Genomic DNA, 15,225 nt, shown 5'->3' with positions numbered 1-15,225 from the left:
GAGGCCATATGGGCATCCGCGCCAGGTTGCACTAGGGCAAGGCCATGGATGGCTCTGTCGCACGCCCGCGCCCGTTTCTTGCGCTCGGACTACGTCTGGTCACTGCGCTGAGCCTTGCGACCATGGCCATGCTGGTAAAGCTGGGTGAACAACGCGGCGCGCATCTGCTGGAGATGATCTTCTGGCGCCAGTTTCTGACGTTCCTGGTCATTGGCGGGTTGCTGGCAGTCACCGGACGGCTCGTACAGATCCGGACCAAGCGTTTCGGCGCCCATGCCCGCCGCGCGATCTATGGCATTACCGGCATGGTATTCGTCTATGGTGCCGTGATCCTGCTCCCGCTGGCAGAGGCGACCACCATCAGTTTCACCACCCCGATGTTTGCCGTGATCCTGGCCCTCGTGCTGTTTCGCGAAAAGATTGGATTCTACCGCTGGAGTGCAGTGATCGTCGGCTTTGCCGGGGTCGCCATCGTGATGCAGCCCTGGGGCAGTGACGCCGTCGATCCGTTGGGAGTGGCAGTCGGGCTGGTCGCCGCCTTCATGGTCGCGCTGATCTCCTTCCAGATCCAGGACCTCAACAAGACCGAAACACCCTATGGCATCATTTTCTGGTTTACCGCGCTGACAACGCCGCTGGCGGCTCTTGCGCTCCCCTTCGTCCTGTCAGCGCATGACCCGATGACCTGGCTGGTGATCCTCGCAGTGGCGGGGACCGGCGCCTTGGCGCAGGTGCTGCTCACCACCTCGCTCCGCTTCGGATCGGCCGCGACCATCATCGTGATGGACTACACCGCCCTGATCTGGGCGACGACCTATGGCTGGACCGTGTTCGAGCGTGTTCCCCCTGCCACGCTCTGGATTGGCGCACCGCTCATCATCGTTTCAGGGCTGATCGTCGCATGGCGCGAGCATCGCCTGAAAAAGACGTGATAGGGAACCCGTTCAGTCGAGGTTGGTTTCCCTGGTGTACGATGCACGCCAATCTGACGAAGGAAAGACCATGGCACGCAAGATTATTCTCGCCGTTGGAATCGCAGCACTTTCGCTGACAACCGCCGCTTGTAACACTGTCAAAGGCCTTGGCCGCGACATTGAATCAGTGGGCGAGGCAGGCGATCGCGCCATCTGATTGCTGGCAACAATGGCCCAAAGGGTCGCAAAAGCGCTCGTCTCCCCCACCGGTTGGCGGGCGTTTTTGATGGAAAGTCAGACACCTGACAAAGCCTGTATCGGTTTGTCGTTCATCTTGCCGCATAGCGGTTTTGTCTAACACACCTTAGATATCCGGCCGTCCGCAACTATGTTGGCCGCACAAAATTCCCAGGGGAACTGCACATGTCCGTCCGAACACTCTTTCTTGCTGCGTTGGCCGCCAGCGCCACCACTATTCCGGCTTATGCCCAGGACGGCGGAACCGGCGAGGAAATCGTCGTCACCGGACGCTCTTTGGATGATACAGCCAAGGCCTTGGCCGACTGCCTCGCGCGCAATTGCCCGCCTGAGGAAGACATCAAGGCCACGCTCGACCACGCAGAAAACCTGCTGGTAGCGGGTGAATACAAGGACAGCCGCGACACTCTGCGCAAGTCGATCGGGCGCAATGACAAGCATGGCCGCAAATTGCCGGTGGCCGTTGCGGGCCTGCAGCGGGCCTATTCGCGCGTCTCCGAACAGCTGGGCGAAGGCAAGGATTTCCAGCTCGCCACACTCGATATGCGCGACACTTTGCGCAAGGGTTTGGGCCGCGATGATCCGCGCGCGCTGGTCGCCGACGTCACCGTCGGTGACAGCCGGGTCAAACTGGGTGACGACAATGGTGCCGAGCGGATTTACCGCCGTGTGGAAAAGCGTGCGATGGAGTTGAATTACCCACGCGTCGCCATGTTCGCACGTCTGCGCCTTGCACTGCTCGACAATGCCCGCTTCACCGTGACCGGACTCGAAAGCGAGCGACGCAGCATGATCGAGAAGCTCGAAGATATTCGTGACAATCCGATTGCTGGCGGCGAGGAGTTCACGCTGGTCGCAGAAGTCATGTTGGCCCGTCTCGATCGCAGTCAAGGCAACGAGGACAAGACCGATGCACTGGTCAAGCGCTTCGCCGAACGCGGCGGCGTCACTAGCCCCGTTCTGCTGTTTAGCGAACCGCTCTTCAGCCGCGCCGACCGGGATCGCGAAAACACGCGTGCAGGCAGTGCGGCTGCACGCCTCACAACGCTTAATCAAGACGAACCCCGGTGGGCCGACATCGGCTTCTGGATCAATGCAGATGGCCGGATCGAGGATTACGAAGTCTTGCGTTCGGAAGGGCAAACCGACTGGCTCAAGCAAGTCGAACGCCACATCAAGAGTCGCCGCTATGCGCCGGTTTCGGACAAGGCAGCGACACCAGGCTTCTATATGATCGAGCGCTATTCCGCCGTCGCCCGCTTCGCCGACAACGTTACGGGCACACGCCTGCGTCGCCGTGATCCGGTGCTGCGGATTGAACGGCTCGACTTGACGCCGGAAAACTATAGCCGCCCGATTGTCGAACAACCTGCCGAGAGTTGATCGCTAGCTAGCCTTCCGGGGGGCGCGGCGCGTCTCGCGGATAGCCAGCCAGACAAACAGGCCGAGCGGCCCTGCCATCAGGGTTGCAAGAAGGATGGGGGCCTGCAGCCAGCGCGAGAATTTCTTCGCGTCAGCGTCGCGGGCGATCCACAGTCCAACAAACAGATCGAAGGCCAGGTAGTGGGTCCAGCCAATTGTCACTCCGCTATCGGTGGCAAAGATGGCGCGCACACCTTCGATCGATCCGAAGTCGAGGCCACTGCCCTCACTCCCGACCAATACTGAAATCAACCCGACCGAATAGACCAAACACAAGATGCCGACGCCCAGATAGAGTACGACGGTCAGCAATAACTCCTTGCGCGGAGCCAGGATCAGGATGGCCCATGCGGCCATTGCCAGCAGGTTTACGCTGGCAAATATCGTGTCCCACATGGCCGTCACTCCTCTTCGCCAGCTGCCAGTTCGGGCAGCGATCTGGCCGCTCTGTGCATACCGTCATTATCATGCACGAAGCGCCCCTGCGTGCGGCGTAGCGCCAGCGCCAGCGCCGCTTCGCCGACTTCGCGCGCCTTGATCGAACGATATTGGCGCATGGACCCATGCAACAGCAAATCCATGATCGGGCTGGCAATGATCGCCAGGCTTTCTCCAGCGCGGGGATCGTTCTTGCGTCCGCCACGCAGCAGGCCGGGCCGAAGAATATCCAGCCGTTTGAAGCCTACCTTGCTCAGCTGTAGCTCGACCTCGCCCTTCACCCGCAGATAAAAGTTCTTCGAATGCCGGTCCGCCCCCACCGACGATACCGCGATCATCCGCTCCACCCCGGCCGCCATTGCAGCCTTGGCCGTGTCCAGCACCAGGTGCTGGTCGACCGCGCGAAAGGCGTCTTCGTCTTTGCCAGACTTGTTCCAGGTCGATCCCAATGCGCTGATCAGGACATCGGGCTTCACTGCCTCCAGCACTTCACCCCATTTGTCCGGTTCGGCCACGAAGACTTCCATCCGCGCGCCTTCAGGCAGGGATACTTCGCGCCGGGCAATCCCGACAATGCGCAGATCCTCCCGCCCTACCGCCAGTTGCAGGATTTGCTGGCCGATCAGGCCAGTGGCGCCGACAAGGGCTATGCGGACAGATTTGGACATGTTCTTTTCTACGTTAGACGTGGCTGAGGCCGCTGGGCACCTTGCCATAGATGCGGCGGAATTGCTCCATGGCGAAGCGATCGGTCATACCGGCGATGAAATCGGCGATGTGGCGGCTGCGGCGGGGCTGCGATTCCGGCAAACCGCCCCGCCATTCTTCTCCCATCAGCGACGGGTCCTGTTCGTAGGCCGCATAGAGCCGCGCGACCACGCTCCTGGCATTCTGCGCGGCTTCCATCTGCTGCTCGTGGAAATAGAGCCGTTCATACATGAAGGCTTTGAGGGTTCGCTCTTGTTCCAGCATGGCGGGGGAAAATCCGCCCAGCATCCGCCCTGCCCCACGCACCTCATCCGGAGACGTCAGCCCCTCTGTTGTAGCGCGAGTGTGACCGATCACATCATTGACCATCAGACCGATCTGCCCGCGCACCAGTTCGCGCAGCAGCCGGTCTTGCGGCGCATCGGGGAAGCGTTGCTCCACTTCGCGCCACTGGTCGGCCACAAAATCGAGTGTGAGCAAGTCGTCCAGCTTCAGGAAGCCGGCGCGTAGCCCATCATCGATGTCGTGATTGTCATAGGCGATGTCGTCCGCCACCGCGGCGATCTGCGCCTCCAGCGAGGACCATTGCGGCAGATCGAGCGGAAACTGCTCGTCAAGCTCCTGCAACGCCCAGTGCGGCTCTTTGATGGGGCCATTATGCTTGGCGAGGCCTTCCAGCACTTCCCAGCTGAGGTTGAGGCCATCATGGGTGGGATAAGGGCATTCCAGCCGCATCAGGGTGCGCAGCGTCTGGGCGTTATGGTCAAACCCGCCATGGCGCTCGGTCGCGTCATGCAGCGCCTTTTCCCCGGCATGGCCAAACGGTGGATGGCCGATGTCGTGGGCCAGACACAGGGCCTCGGTCAGATCTTCATCCAGGCCGAGCGCACGGGCGATCACCCTGCCGATCTGGGCGACCTCCAGACTGTGGGTCAAGCGCGTGCGATAGTGGTCGCCATCAGGGGCAACGAAAACCTGGGTCTTGGAACGCAGCCTGCGAAAGGCAATCGAGTGGATAATCCGGTCACGATCGCGCTGGAAGGCGCTACGCGGTCCGCGTGTTTCGCATCCCGGCTGCGTGAATTCGCGGCCGCGACTGGCGTCGGGATCGGATGCTAGCGGAGAACGCGTCATTGAGACGCGGGCTTACGGAATGCCGGGAATCGCGGCAACGGGAACAATCGGGCAACATGGCGGCCACGCGCACATCTGTCGTGGATATGCTGCTTCCGGTCTCAAGACGGTTAAGTCCGTGGCCGCATAGGCCCAAGTCTAGTCGTCGAGGATCCAGTCCACCGCCGCTTCGCAATGAATGCGCGCCGAATCGTAAATCGGCAGGACATTCGCATTGGCATCCACGACCAGGTTCAGTTCCGTGCAGGCAAGCACGAGCGCTGTCACACCATCCTGCTCCAGCCGGGTGAATGCTGTCTTGAAGAACCGCTCCGCATCGCGCGTCGCCTGGCCCTTCATCAGCTCTTCGTAAATGATCCGGTTGGTTTCCTCGACCCGCTCCATATCGGGCGGCACGAGGTCGATGCCGTGGGACACCAGACGCCTGCGATAGAAACTTTCGGTCATCACATTCTTGGTGCCAATGATGGCCGCCTGCCCGACCTTGTCTTTGGCCATCCGCTCGCCAACGCATTCAGCGATATGCAAGACCGGGATTTCAACCGCTTCGGCCACCTGGTTGTATTGGCGGTGCATGGAGTTGGCCGCGATGATCAAGCCCTCTGCACCCGCCGCTTCCAGACGTTTCGCGGACTCGACCAGCACTTTTCCGGCGCGATCCCAGTCTGCTTCTTCCTTCAAGCCATAGAGTTGGCAGAAATCGAGGCTTTCGATCAGCAAAGGCGCGCTGGCCATCGGCGTCGCACGGCGTTGCACGAGGCGATTGATCGTCTCGTAATACAACCGGGTAGAGACCCAGCTCATCCCCCCGATCATGCCCAGTTTGCGCAAGTTATTGTCCCTGTTTGATTTTTGAGCGCCGGATGCGCAGTCGCGTTCCTAGCGGCTCCGCCCGCATTGGCAAGACAACGTCTAGGCCGCCTCGCGATCCTCGGCATCTTGCGCATCAGAGGCCAGCGTCTGTTCCAGCCACGCGCGCAAGTCGCCGACACTTTGTTCGGGTGCCTCTTCCATCGGAATGTGTCCGATGCCCGGATAGTTGGCCAGGGTCGCATTGGGCAGATGGTCCATGAACCAGCCCGCCGCCTCATACGGCACAAGCGAGTCTTCCTCGCCCCACATCACTAGCGTAGGTACCTGCAAAGCCTCGATCCGCGCGACATCGAAGGGTTTGCGTGCCTGCGAAAAACGCGCCCGGGTCGCCGCGCGATTGCCCGGATAGCGGGCCATTTCCCAATAGCGATCAACCGCAGCATCGGTCACGATGTCCTGGTTGGACACGCTTTGCGCCAGGCTCCGCTCAACCAGGGAGCGCGGCAGCATCTGGCTCATCACTGCGCCAACGCCTGGAATTTGCGCGATGGTGAAGGCGATATTTCCACCGCCCTCCCGCTTGATCGGGGCCCCCGATGCATCCACCAGGACCAGCCCTTCCAGCCGGTCAGCATGTTCCAGCGCATAGCCGAGCGAGATCCGCCCACCCATGGAATTGCCCCCGAGAACAAAGGTTTCCAGCCCAAGGTGATCTGCCACCAGTCCGACGGTTTCGACAAACCGTTCACCGGCATAATCATTGTCATTGGCCGGCCCGGTCAGCCCGTGGCCGATCTGGTCATACCGGATCACGCGATAGTCCTGACGCAACGCCTCGACCCATGGTTGCCAAGTATGCAGATCCGCATTCGACCCGTGCAGCAGGATGATGGCAGGCGCATCGGCATTCCCGTCAAGCGGGCCTTCGTCACGCAGATGCACTTCCTGCCCGTTGGCGAGCGTGACGAATTGCGAGGGTTCCCCGCCATATTTCGCCCGCATTTCCGCCTTGTCGGTATCCGGCGTGCGGAAGATGACAAAGGCGATCACCAACAAGGCGATCAGCACCGCCACTATCTTGCCGAAAGTCTTCACGGGCCAATCTCCAATATCCAGCGTTCGATCAGCGCGACGCCTTCTGCATCCACTGTTGCCTTGCCCAGTTCGGGCATTGCAACGCCGGGTTCGTTTACGCGCATCCGGTGCAGCAGGATCGATTCCTGCGGGCGACCGGGCACAACATCAAAGTCAAAGCCACCCGATCCACGGCCCGCCGCCACAGGGCGCTTCATCACCCCGATGGCCATCCGGTCCTGCTGTTCCCATCGCAGGTCGAGGCCGCTGTTGGATGCGGTGGCCCCGGGCCGGTGGCAATGGGCGCAATTCACATCAAGATAGCCACGGGCAGACGCTGTGACATCGGCAGTCTTGCGGTCCTCCCACAGCGGAATCGAGCCAGCTTGAGCGGGAACCGCATCCAGCGTGCCCGAAGCGACCATATCGCCCAAGAAAGCCTTTGACAGATTGCGTGCCTTGGGCCCGATGGGCACCACCGCGTCATCGACCCCGTGGCATTCCTTGCACTGGTTCTTGTTGGGGATCCGGTAGCTGATCTCTTCGCCGGAGGGTGTCGTCAGGGGCAGCCGTGCTCCGGCCAGTGCCAGCCGCGCCTCGGTCTGCTCTGCGTTCCACTTGTACGGCAAGGCCAGCCAGCCATCGGCCCGATGCAGCAGAACACGCGTTTCGATCAGGCGGCGCTGCTTCCCCTCGCCGAATGCAAAGGTCTTGATCAGCGCACTTCCTACGGGCAGGTCGAGAACTTCGTCCGGATTGCTCGCAACGGCCTTCCCGTCCGGCGGGAGATAGACGAACCTCAGCTTGTCGGCCCCATCCGAAAATAGCGGCATATTGAGCCGGTAAGGCACCACCCCGATATTGGGAGCTTGCGCGCGGGCATCGACGAAAAAGTCGAAGTCACTCAACAATCGCGGGAGGTCGTTTCCGACAATCAGGGGATAGTCGACGATCTGGGGCGGCGGCGTAGCGCGTGCGGCAATCGCCCCTGCCAAGGCGAGCGTCGCAAGACCCAGGAAGGCAACCCTTTTCCTCAATTGATACGCTCGGCAAGTTCGGGCGGCGCACCGATACCAGACAAATCGATCGGAGTGCTCGGCTCACTCACTTTCATCGGGCCGGGCTGCGCCTGATCCAGCGGGACACCTTGCCCGGGCAGATTGAGCGACCAGCCACTGGTCCCTTCAATCGCGAAAAGCGCAGGCTTGCCTTCCTGCGACAAGCCATCCCACAGCACATCGGGCAGAGCTCCGCCAAATGCGGCCAACAGCATATCCTTGCCCGGCAGCTGCGGATCGCGTCCGCCATCCGAATAGAGGTTTGAGCCGACAATCACATTGCGCGGATAGGGGTTATAGCGTTCATCGGTGAACGCTTGCGAATAGGCGACCACCAGCACTTGGCCGGTGTCGTTTCCTGACAGCACGTTGTCGGCGATCATGACGTTTTCATTCGCCATCACCATGATGCCGGTGCCTTTGGGAATCCCCGCGACGATATTGCCCGGAGGGGCGAAATTGGGGGTGTTGTTGGTGGCCACCAGGTTGCGCCGCACCAATACGTCACCGCCACCCATCACAGGCAGGTCGGGCAGGTCGAACACGAGGATGCCGCCAGTGTTGTGGAAGGCAACATTGTTCTCGACCAGCGCATTGCGGCTGTTCTCGATCTCGATCCCTGCGACGTTGTATTGCGCGATGGAATTGCGGACCGTGATGTCCTTGCTCTGGCCGACATAAATGCCCGCGTCGGAAGCGCCGGAGACAACTACGCTGTCGACCAATATCCCCGTGCTCTCGACCGGATAGACCGCATAGGCGCCGTTGCTGGCCTTTGGCCCTTCGGTCCAGGTTACCCGCAGCTTGTAGTAGACGATATTGTCCGCGCCCTTGGATTTGATCCCGTCTCCTTTGGCATTCTCGACCGCGAAATCGCGTAACGTCACGTTATCAGACGTCACCAACAGGCCTTCGCCCGCGCCCTGCTGGCCAGTGAAATCAATCACCGAGGCGTCCATACCAGCGCCGCGCAAGGTCACATTATCGACATCGAGGCTGAGCCCGTCGGTGAGCATGAAGCGGCCTGCGCCCAAGACCACTTCATCGCCCGGTTCGGCCAGAATCAGCGCCTCTTGCAGCCGTTCCTGTGCGCCTTCACCGGCAGCGACTTCGATGGTTTCGGCAAATGCCGGTGCGCCCAGTGCCAGCGCCGCAGCACCGATCAGAAAACGTGTCATTATTCTCTCCCTCTTGCGTGCCATTGTGCCGTGGTGGGGGAGGAATGCAAGCGCGGTCAGCTAGCGCCCATCATCAATTCAAAGCCGCAACTTCCGCCGGACTGGACGATCTTTTCGACCATGTCGCGATCATCGATCCGGCGCAGGCGCGCCATCGCTTTGCCCATCGATAGCGAACCCGGGGCCGCGCCTGCGCGATCGCCGAATTCCTCCAGCGTACCGATCTGGCCGGAGGCGAGCTCGTCAACCAGGGTAGGTGCCATGCAAGCGGCCATCACTTTTTTCACACCGACTGCCATCAGCGCCGCCTCAATCCGATCGGAACTGACCACATCAGACGGGTCATCCCCCGCACCATCACCACATCCGGCAATTGCCTGCGCACCCATCAGCGCCACAATGATCCCGATCCGTTTCATAAACATACCCTGGTAGAACCAGAGGGCAGTCAATCGCGCCGCGCTTCGTTGGCAAGGCCAGTAGCACACAGGGCGGCCGATGTGGATGTGACCGCCAGCACCTCGGCATCGCCGACCGCGCGAACCCGCTCGACATATTGACGCAAGGTGCGTGGCTTCATCGGTTCGCCCGCCTTGCCGCGCAGGGCTTCGAGCTTGCGCAACTGGCCGATCGAGAGGCGATCCACCATGCGTTCGGCCATGCAGGTTGCATTTCGCTGCGACAGGCCGGCCTTCAGCAGCGCGCTCTCGACCCGGCTTTCCGCAATCTGGCTGATACATCCCGTCAACAGCATGGCGACACCGGCAGCCGCCAGCGCGACGCGCATCAATCGAGCGCCTTGACGATTTCCTCGACCATCTTCTTGGCGTCGGACAACAACATCACGGTCTGGTTCATGTAGAACACATCGTTATCGACGCCGGCATAGCCAACCCCGCCCATGCTACGCTTGATGAAGAATACCTGCTTGGCTTTCTCCACATCGAACACCGGCATCCCGTAAATTGGGCTGGATTTGTCTGTCTTCGCCGCCGGATTGACCACATCGTTGGCACCGATGATGAAAGCCACGTCCGCTTGTGCGAATTCGCTGTTGATATCCTCCAGCTCGAACACTTCATCATAAGGCACATTGGCCTCTGCCAGCAGCACGTTCATGTGCCCCGGCATCCGGCCTGCGACGGGGTGGATGGCGTATTTCACATCGACGCCCTTGTCCTTCAGCACATCGGCCATTTCGCGCAGCACGTGCTGCGCCTGCGCCACCGCCATGCCGTAGCCGGGGATGATGATGACCTTCTCGGCCTGTTCCAGCATAAAGGCCGCATCGTCAGCGCTACCCTGCTTATAGGGGCGCTGTTCGCGCGCCTCGCCGCCACCGGCTGCGCTGTCATCCGCGCCAAAGCCGCCTGCGATCACGGAGATGAAGCTACGGTTCATCGCCCGGCACATGATGTAGCTCAGGATCGCGCCCGAACTGCCGACCAGTGCGCCAGTGATGATCATGGCCGTGTTGCCCAGCGTGAACCCCATCGCCGCCGCCGCCCAGCCGGAATAGCTGTTCAGCATCGACACCACGACCGGCATATCCGCCCCGCCAATCGGGATGATCAGCAGGAAGCCGATCAGGAAGGCCAGCACCGTCACGTAGATGATCAACTGGCCCTCGCCCGCGCCGCCCGCGCCCGAAACGGCATAGGCAGCAATCAGGCCGAGGATGGCCAGCAACGTGCCCAGATTGATGATGTGGCGGCCCGGCAGCAGGATCGGCGATCCGCTCATCCGGCCGGAAAGCTTCAGGAACGCGATGACCGAACCCGAAAAGGTGATTGCACCGATGGCGATACCCAGCCCCAGCTCGATCCGGCTGACCATCAGGATCTGGTCATTGGCGTCAGTAATCCCGAACGAAGCAGGGTCCAGCCATGCGGCGAGACCCACCACTACGGCGGCAAGGCCGACCAGCGAGTGGAAACCTGCCACCAGTTCGGGCATCGCTGTCATCGCGATCTTGCGCGCGACCGTGATGCCGATAATGCCGCCCAAGAACATTGCCACGCCAATTTCGGCGATATTGGCGATGTCATGCGTGATCAGCGTCGTGACCACCGCGATCAGCATACCGACCATGCCATATCGGTTGCCAGTCCGGCTGGTCGCAGGGCTGGAAAGCCCGCGCAGTGCGAGGATGAAGAATACGCCGGCAACGAGATAAGCGAGAGCCACAAAGGGGCTGACGCCAGCGCCGTCTGACGCGGCTACGAGCAAGGAGAAGTCCATCACTTCTTCTCCTTCTTCTTGTACATCGCCAGCATCCGCTCCGTAACGGCAAAGCCGCCAAAGATGTTCACGCTCGCCAGCACGACACCGAACAGGCCGAGCCACTTGGCCACCACACTGCCCGCCTCAGCCGAAGCAATCAGCGCACCGACGATAATCACGGAGGAAATCGCATTCGTCACTGCCATCAAAGGCGTATGAAGCGCCGGCGTGACCGACCACACGACATAATAGCCGACGAAACACGCCAGCACGAAGATCGACAGGATAGAGATGAAGTCCATGTTATGGCTCCTCGGCCAAGAGACGCTCTCGCTCTTTGAAGTTCAATAAGAATTCGAGCGCATCGCGCGCGCCTAGGGCCGCGCCAAACGCTTCATTTGCAGCGATTGCGTCATCGCAGCGCTTGGTCACATCGGCGGCTTCATCGGAAAAAAGATCAACCGCTCCGTCCGTTCCGCCGGGCCAAAGAACATCTATTCTTTGCTTTGCCATATCGAGGCGCTCGCGCGTTTCTTTCAAAACGTGGGACAGTGAACGTTGCTTCCTTTCGCCGAAGGCGCAATGGCGGTTTCGGAAACTTGTATATGCTCTCTCTGCACGCCCGTAAGTCACCCAAACCTTGTAAAAGTCATCATCGCCACGCCATTCGCGACCAGGTATCGCACGGGGGTTTGGCCCGGAACTCTCCGGTGCCTGCACAACTAGTCTTTCCATCCTATCAAGAATACTATTGGCCAGCGCGATAGTCCGCGATTCCGCCTCAAGCGCTTGTGGTGAGTCCGGCTTGGGGCAACCTTCCCCCACAAAAGATATCGCGGGAAGAACCCGCTCATCTTGATTGTCGGCAGTTTGCATCAAGGCGTAGGAATAATCCGCATTTGCTATCTCCAGATCAATCTTCTGACGCGGGAGGGCCAACGAGTTCGTAACTTCGGCATAGCGAGAAAGAACGCTTTCTATCGCCTCTGATGCCGGACACGCTGGCTGTATGAGAGGGAGTAGGATGGCAACTTCCGCACGGAGTTCGGCGCCAAGTTCTGCATGCCATTTATCGTAGGGAGAATAGACAGGGTTTTGCGCCGCAATTGAAGCATAAGGAAGAACAGTTGCGCCCGCGACCATCGCACATATTGCCAACATCGCCTGCGAAAATTGTTTCACCCGTTCAGCCTCTCGCTCACAACCTTGCCGCCCTGTGTCAGGCGCACGGCATTGCCGATTTCCTCGTCCAGAACCGGCTTTCCAGCCTCTTTGTCCCAGAAGGCGGAGAGGAAGTTGAATAGGTTGCGTGCAAACAGGGCCGAAGTGTCGGGCGCGAGGGATGCGGGCGTGTTGGAATAGCCCATGATGGTGACGCCGTGGCGCTCCACCAGTTCATCGGGCTTGGAACCTTCGACATTGCCGCCCTGGGCCACGGCCAGGTCGAAAATCACGCTGCCCGGCTTCATGGCCGCAATCTGGTCGTCACTGATCAGGCGCGGTGCAGCGCGGCCCGGGATCAACGCGGTGGTGATGACAATATCCTGTTTGGCAATATGGCCGGTAACGAGCTCGGCCTGCGCGGCCTTCTGCTCGTCCGTCAGTTCAGCGGCGTAACCACCCTCACCCGATGCTTCGAGGCCTTCGGCGAAAATTGCTTTCGCGCCCAGCGAGGTGATCTGCTCGGCCGTTTCGGGCCGCACATCGGTCGCGGAAACTTGCGCGCCCAAACGCTTGGCCGTGGCAATCGCCTGCAGACCGGCCACACCAACGCCCATGACGAAGCACCGCGCGGCCTGCACCGTACCTGCCGCTGTCATCATCATCGGGAAAGCGCGGCCATACTGGTCTGCCGCCGCGATCACAGCCTTGTAACCGGACAGGTTGGACTGGCTGGAGAGCACATCCATACTCTGTGCACGGGTGATACGCGGCATGAATTCCATGCTTAAGGCTTCGAGACCCGCCTTGGCATAGGCGTCGACACGGTCGCCCTGCTGGAAAGGATCGAAGGTCGCGGCGACCATCGCGCCTTGCTGCGCGCCAGAAAGAAGGCCGGGATCTGGCGCCTGGACGCCGAGCACGATGCCCGCATCCTTGGTCACCGCCTCGGCTGTGCCGATTTGCGCGCCCGCCTCTTCGAAGGCCGCGTCGGAAATCGAGGCATGTGCGCCCGCACCGCTTTCAACGGCCACACTCGCACCCAGGGCGATGAATTTCTTCGCCGTTTCCGGCGTCAGCGCGACACGGGTTTCCCCGCTCGCGCGTTCCTTGAGAACCGCGATCCGCAAAATGCGTTATTCGGCGATCAGGACGACGACGACGAGCGTGATCAACGCAAGTATCGGCACCGCCACCTTCACGGCGGCTATGAAGCTGGAATAGGTCGATTTTGCCGACTTCATGTCGTTGGCGGCCATAATATTACGTCCCTCGTTCGGTGTGGCACTGTTGGCCGCAGTTCCTATCGCCGCCCTGCGCGCTTGCCAAGGGGGATGCGACCGCACCAACAGCCTTAATCGGACCTTTACCCCCTGCCGCTATCTGAACGGACTGTACCGCGACGGGACGGTTTGGGAAACGATGGCTGAGAACGACACACGCCTGCTGATGCTGATTGATGACGAGCCGGCCCAGAGCCGCCTTGTCACAGCCCTCGCCGCGCGTGAGGGTTGGCGCACATTGGTGGTCAAGGATTCCGAAACCGCCATTGCCACGCTCGGCACGCGCCAGGGCATGCAATTGTCGGCCATCATCTTGGACCAGTGGGTGCCGGGCGACGATGCCTGCCAGCTGATCGAAGAACTCAAGACCCGCCGCCCCGCTCTGCCGATCCTGATGCTGACCCAGAGTGCCAGCCCACTGCTGGCTGTAGAAGCCATGCGGGCCGGAGCGACAGACTATCTGATCAAGCCGGTCGCACCAGAGCGCCTGATGCGCGCCCTGCGTAGCGCGACCAAACACGAAGCTCCGAAAGACGAGCTCCAGCCGCTAACTGAGAAGATGCCGGCCGTGCTCGATTTCGATGCCATGATCGGCTCCGAAGCGAGCTTCCGCACGGCCCTGGCCCGCGCCGCCAAAGTGGCACGCGGACACGGCCATGTCCTGATCGAAGGCGAAAGTGGCACCGGCAAGGAAATGTTGCTGCGGGCCATGCATGCGGCCAGTCCGCGCGCGAAATCGGCCTTCCGCCTCGTCAATGTCGGCAGCATCGCCGCCAATTCCATCGAATCGACCTTGTTCGGCCATGAGCAGGGCGCCTTCCCGGGGGCCTTTGACCGCCAGGTCGGAGCAATACAGTTCTGCGATGGCGGCACGCTGGTCCTTGACGAGATTGACCGACTGAGCACCGACCTGCAGGAACGCCTCGCTGCAACCTTGGCAGAAGGGATCGTCCGCCCGGTCGGAGCCACTCACGGTTTCAAAATCGATTTGCGCCTGTTGAGTGCGAGCAACTTGCCGCTCTCCGATCTGGTCGATGCCGGTCATTTCGACCCGAATTTGCTCGAACAGGTGTCGGCCACCAAGATCGAGCTTCCGCCACTGCGCGAACGGCCCGGCGATATTCCGGCGCTTGCACGCCATTTCCTGGGCCGGATCGGCGAGCAGCCCGGATTGCGCCATTTGTCGCTCGCCGACAGCGCCCTTGTGCTGCTCTCTGCATTCGACTGGCCAGGCAATGTCCGCCAATTGCAAGCAGTGCTATTCCGCGCTGCCGTCTTCTGCGAAGGCGAAGCGCTGACCGGGCAGGATTTCCCGCAATTGTCCGCCATCCTGGGGGATCTGGGTGACAGCGGTGCGTCCCTGCCCGAAGCGATCGGCGTGATGCTCTACACCCAGGACGGGAACCTGCGCCCGCTCGAAGAGATCGAAGCGGACGTAATTCGCCTGGCAATCGGCCACTACCGTGGCCGGATGACCGAAGTCGCCCGCCGCCTCGGCATCGGGCGCTCCACGCTTTACCGCAAGCTTAGCGATCTGGGCATCGACAATGCGGCTTGAGCA

Annotated in this window: 18 protein-coding genes; 4 read left to right on the top strand and 14 right to left on the bottom strand. The window is 61.0% G+C overall.

What is annotated here, in order from left to right; all coding sequences use genetic code 11:
- Nucleotides 1-44 precede the first annotated feature (44 nt).
- The 3 genes from ABD653_RS13610 (at nucleotide 45) to ABD653_RS13600 (ending at nucleotide 2,555) form a co-directional block, all read left to right on the top strand.
- Nucleotides 45-932: a DMT family transporter gene (locus ABD653_RS13610; RefSeq protein WP_160779176.1), complete on the top strand. Its 888-nt coding sequence runs from the start codon at nucleotides 45-47 to the stop codon at nucleotides 930-932.
- A gap of 70 nt (nucleotides 933-1,002) precedes the next feature.
- Nucleotides 1,003-1,131 carry an entericidin A/B family lipoprotein gene (locus ABD653_RS13605; protein ID WP_160779175.1) on the top strand — a complete coding sequence of 43 codons (129 nt, stop codon included), beginning with the start codon at nucleotides 1,003-1,005 and terminating at the stop codon, nucleotides 1,129-1,131.
- Nucleotides 1,132-1,337: 206 nt separating this feature from the next.
- Nucleotides 1,338-2,555: a hypothetical protein gene (locus ABD653_RS13600; RefSeq protein WP_160779174.1), complete on the top strand. Its 1,218-nt coding sequence runs from the start codon at nucleotides 1,338-1,340 to the stop codon at nucleotides 2,553-2,555.
- A 3-nt stretch (nucleotides 2,556-2,558) separates the two neighbouring features.
- Here the strand turns inward: ABD653_RS13600 and ABD653_RS13595 are convergent, their stop codons facing one another.
- The 14 genes from ABD653_RS13595 to ABD653_RS13530 form a co-directional block, all read right to left on the bottom strand.
- Nucleotides 2,559-2,990 (bottom strand): ABA4-like family protein, encoded by a 432-nt coding sequence (locus ABD653_RS13595; RefSeq protein ID WP_160779173.1) that lies wholly within the window; start codon nucleotides 2,988-2,990, stop codon nucleotides 2,559-2,561.
- Nucleotides 2,991-2,995: 5 nt separating this feature from the next.
- The gene (locus ABD653_RS13590; RefSeq protein ID WP_160779172.1) at nucleotides 2,996-3,700 is read right to left on the bottom strand and encodes an NAD(P)H-binding protein; all 705 of its coding nucleotides are present in this window, start codon (nucleotides 3,698-3,700) and stop codon (nucleotides 2,996-2,998) included.
- Between the two features lie 13 nt (nucleotides 3,701-3,713).
- A complete protein-coding gene (locus ABD653_RS13585) occupies nucleotides 3,714-4,874 on the bottom strand; it encodes a deoxyguanosinetriphosphate triphosphohydrolase (RefSeq protein ID WP_160779171.1) in 1,161 nt (386 codons plus the stop codon).
- A 138-nt stretch (nucleotides 4,875-5,012) separates the two neighbouring features.
- On the bottom strand, nucleotides 5,013-5,705 hold the full coding sequence (locus tag ABD653_RS13580; protein ID WP_160779170.1) for an aspartate/glutamate racemase family protein: 693 nt from the start codon (nucleotides 5,703-5,705) through the stop codon (nucleotides 5,013-5,015).
- Between the two features lie 81 nt (nucleotides 5,706-5,786).
- Nucleotides 5,787-6,782, bottom strand: coding sequence for an alpha/beta hydrolase (locus tag ABD653_RS13575; protein WP_160779169.1), 996 nt, complete (start codon nucleotides 6,780-6,782; stop codon nucleotides 5,787-5,789).
- Nucleotides 6,779-7,798, bottom strand: coding sequence for an SO2930 family diheme c-type cytochrome (locus tag ABD653_RS13570; protein WP_160779168.1), 1,020 nt, complete (start codon nucleotides 7,796-7,798; stop codon nucleotides 6,779-6,781). Before ABD653_RS13570 ends, ABD653_RS13575 begins: the two co-directional genes overlap by 4 nt.
- Nucleotides 7,795-8,997, bottom strand: a complete 1,203-nt coding sequence (locus ABD653_RS13565; RefSeq protein WP_160779167.1) for a parallel beta-helix domain-containing protein — start codon at nucleotides 8,995-8,997, stop codon at nucleotides 7,795-7,797. Before ABD653_RS13565 ends, ABD653_RS13570 begins: the two co-directional genes overlap by 4 nt.
- A gap of 56 nt (nucleotides 8,998-9,053) precedes the next feature.
- Entirely contained in the window at nucleotides 9,054-9,449 is a 396-nt protein-coding gene (locus ABD653_RS13560) for a hypothetical protein (RefSeq protein WP_160779166.1), read from the bottom strand.
- On the bottom strand, nucleotides 9,446-9,784 hold the full coding sequence (locus tag ABD653_RS13555; protein WP_160779165.1) for a hypothetical protein: 339 nt from the start codon (nucleotides 9,782-9,784) through the stop codon (nucleotides 9,446-9,448). Before ABD653_RS13555 ends, ABD653_RS13560 begins: the two co-directional genes overlap by 4 nt.
- A complete protein-coding gene (locus tag ABD653_RS13550) occupies nucleotides 9,784-11,238 on the bottom strand; it encodes an NAD(P)(+) transhydrogenase (Re/Si-specific) subunit beta (protein ID WP_160780399.1) in 1,455 nt (484 codons plus the stop codon). The genes ABD653_RS13555 and ABD653_RS13550 overlap by 1 nt, the downstream gene beginning before the upstream one ends.
- Nucleotides 11,238-11,522 carry an NAD(P) transhydrogenase subunit alpha part 2 gene (locus ABD653_RS13545; protein ID WP_160779164.1) on the bottom strand — a complete coding sequence of 95 codons (285 nt, stop codon included), beginning with the start codon at nucleotides 11,520-11,522 and terminating at the stop codon, nucleotides 11,238-11,240. Before ABD653_RS13545 ends, ABD653_RS13550 begins: the two co-directional genes overlap by 1 nt.
- A gap of 1 nt (nucleotide 11,523) precedes the next feature.
- Nucleotides 11,524-12,402: a hypothetical protein gene (locus ABD653_RS13540; protein WP_160779163.1), complete on the bottom strand. Its 879-nt coding sequence runs from the start codon at nucleotides 12,400-12,402 to the stop codon at nucleotides 11,524-11,526.
- Complete coding sequence (locus ABD653_RS13535; protein ID WP_160779162.1) at nucleotides 12,399-13,511, bottom strand: NAD(P) transhydrogenase subunit alpha; 1,113 nt, start codon at nucleotides 13,509-13,511, stop codon at nucleotides 12,399-12,401. The genes ABD653_RS13540 and ABD653_RS13535 overlap by 4 nt, the downstream gene beginning before the upstream one ends.
- 6 nt (nucleotides 13,512-13,517) lie before the next feature.
- Nucleotides 13,518-13,640 (bottom strand): hypothetical protein, encoded by a 123-nt coding sequence (locus ABD653_RS13530; protein WP_267904704.1) that lies wholly within the window; start codon nucleotides 13,638-13,640, stop codon nucleotides 13,518-13,520.
- A gap of 163 nt (nucleotides 13,641-13,803) precedes the next feature.
- Here ABD653_RS13530 and ABD653_RS13525 point away from each other — a divergent pair, with 163 nt between their 5' ends.
- Nucleotides 13,804-15,222, top strand: a complete 1,419-nt coding sequence (locus ABD653_RS13525) for a sigma-54-dependent transcriptional regulator (protein WP_160779161.1) — start codon at nucleotides 13,804-13,806, stop codon at nucleotides 15,220-15,222.
- Nucleotides 15,223-15,225 lie beyond the last annotated feature (3 nt).

This window comes from Parerythrobacter jejuensis (assembly GCF_039536765.1).
Lineage (GTDB): Bacteria > Pseudomonadota > Alphaproteobacteria > Sphingomonadales > Sphingomonadaceae > Parerythrobacter > Parerythrobacter jejuensis.
The sequence above is the reverse complement of the archived record's forward strand: the minus strand, read 5'-3'. Positions and strand labels throughout refer to the sequence as shown.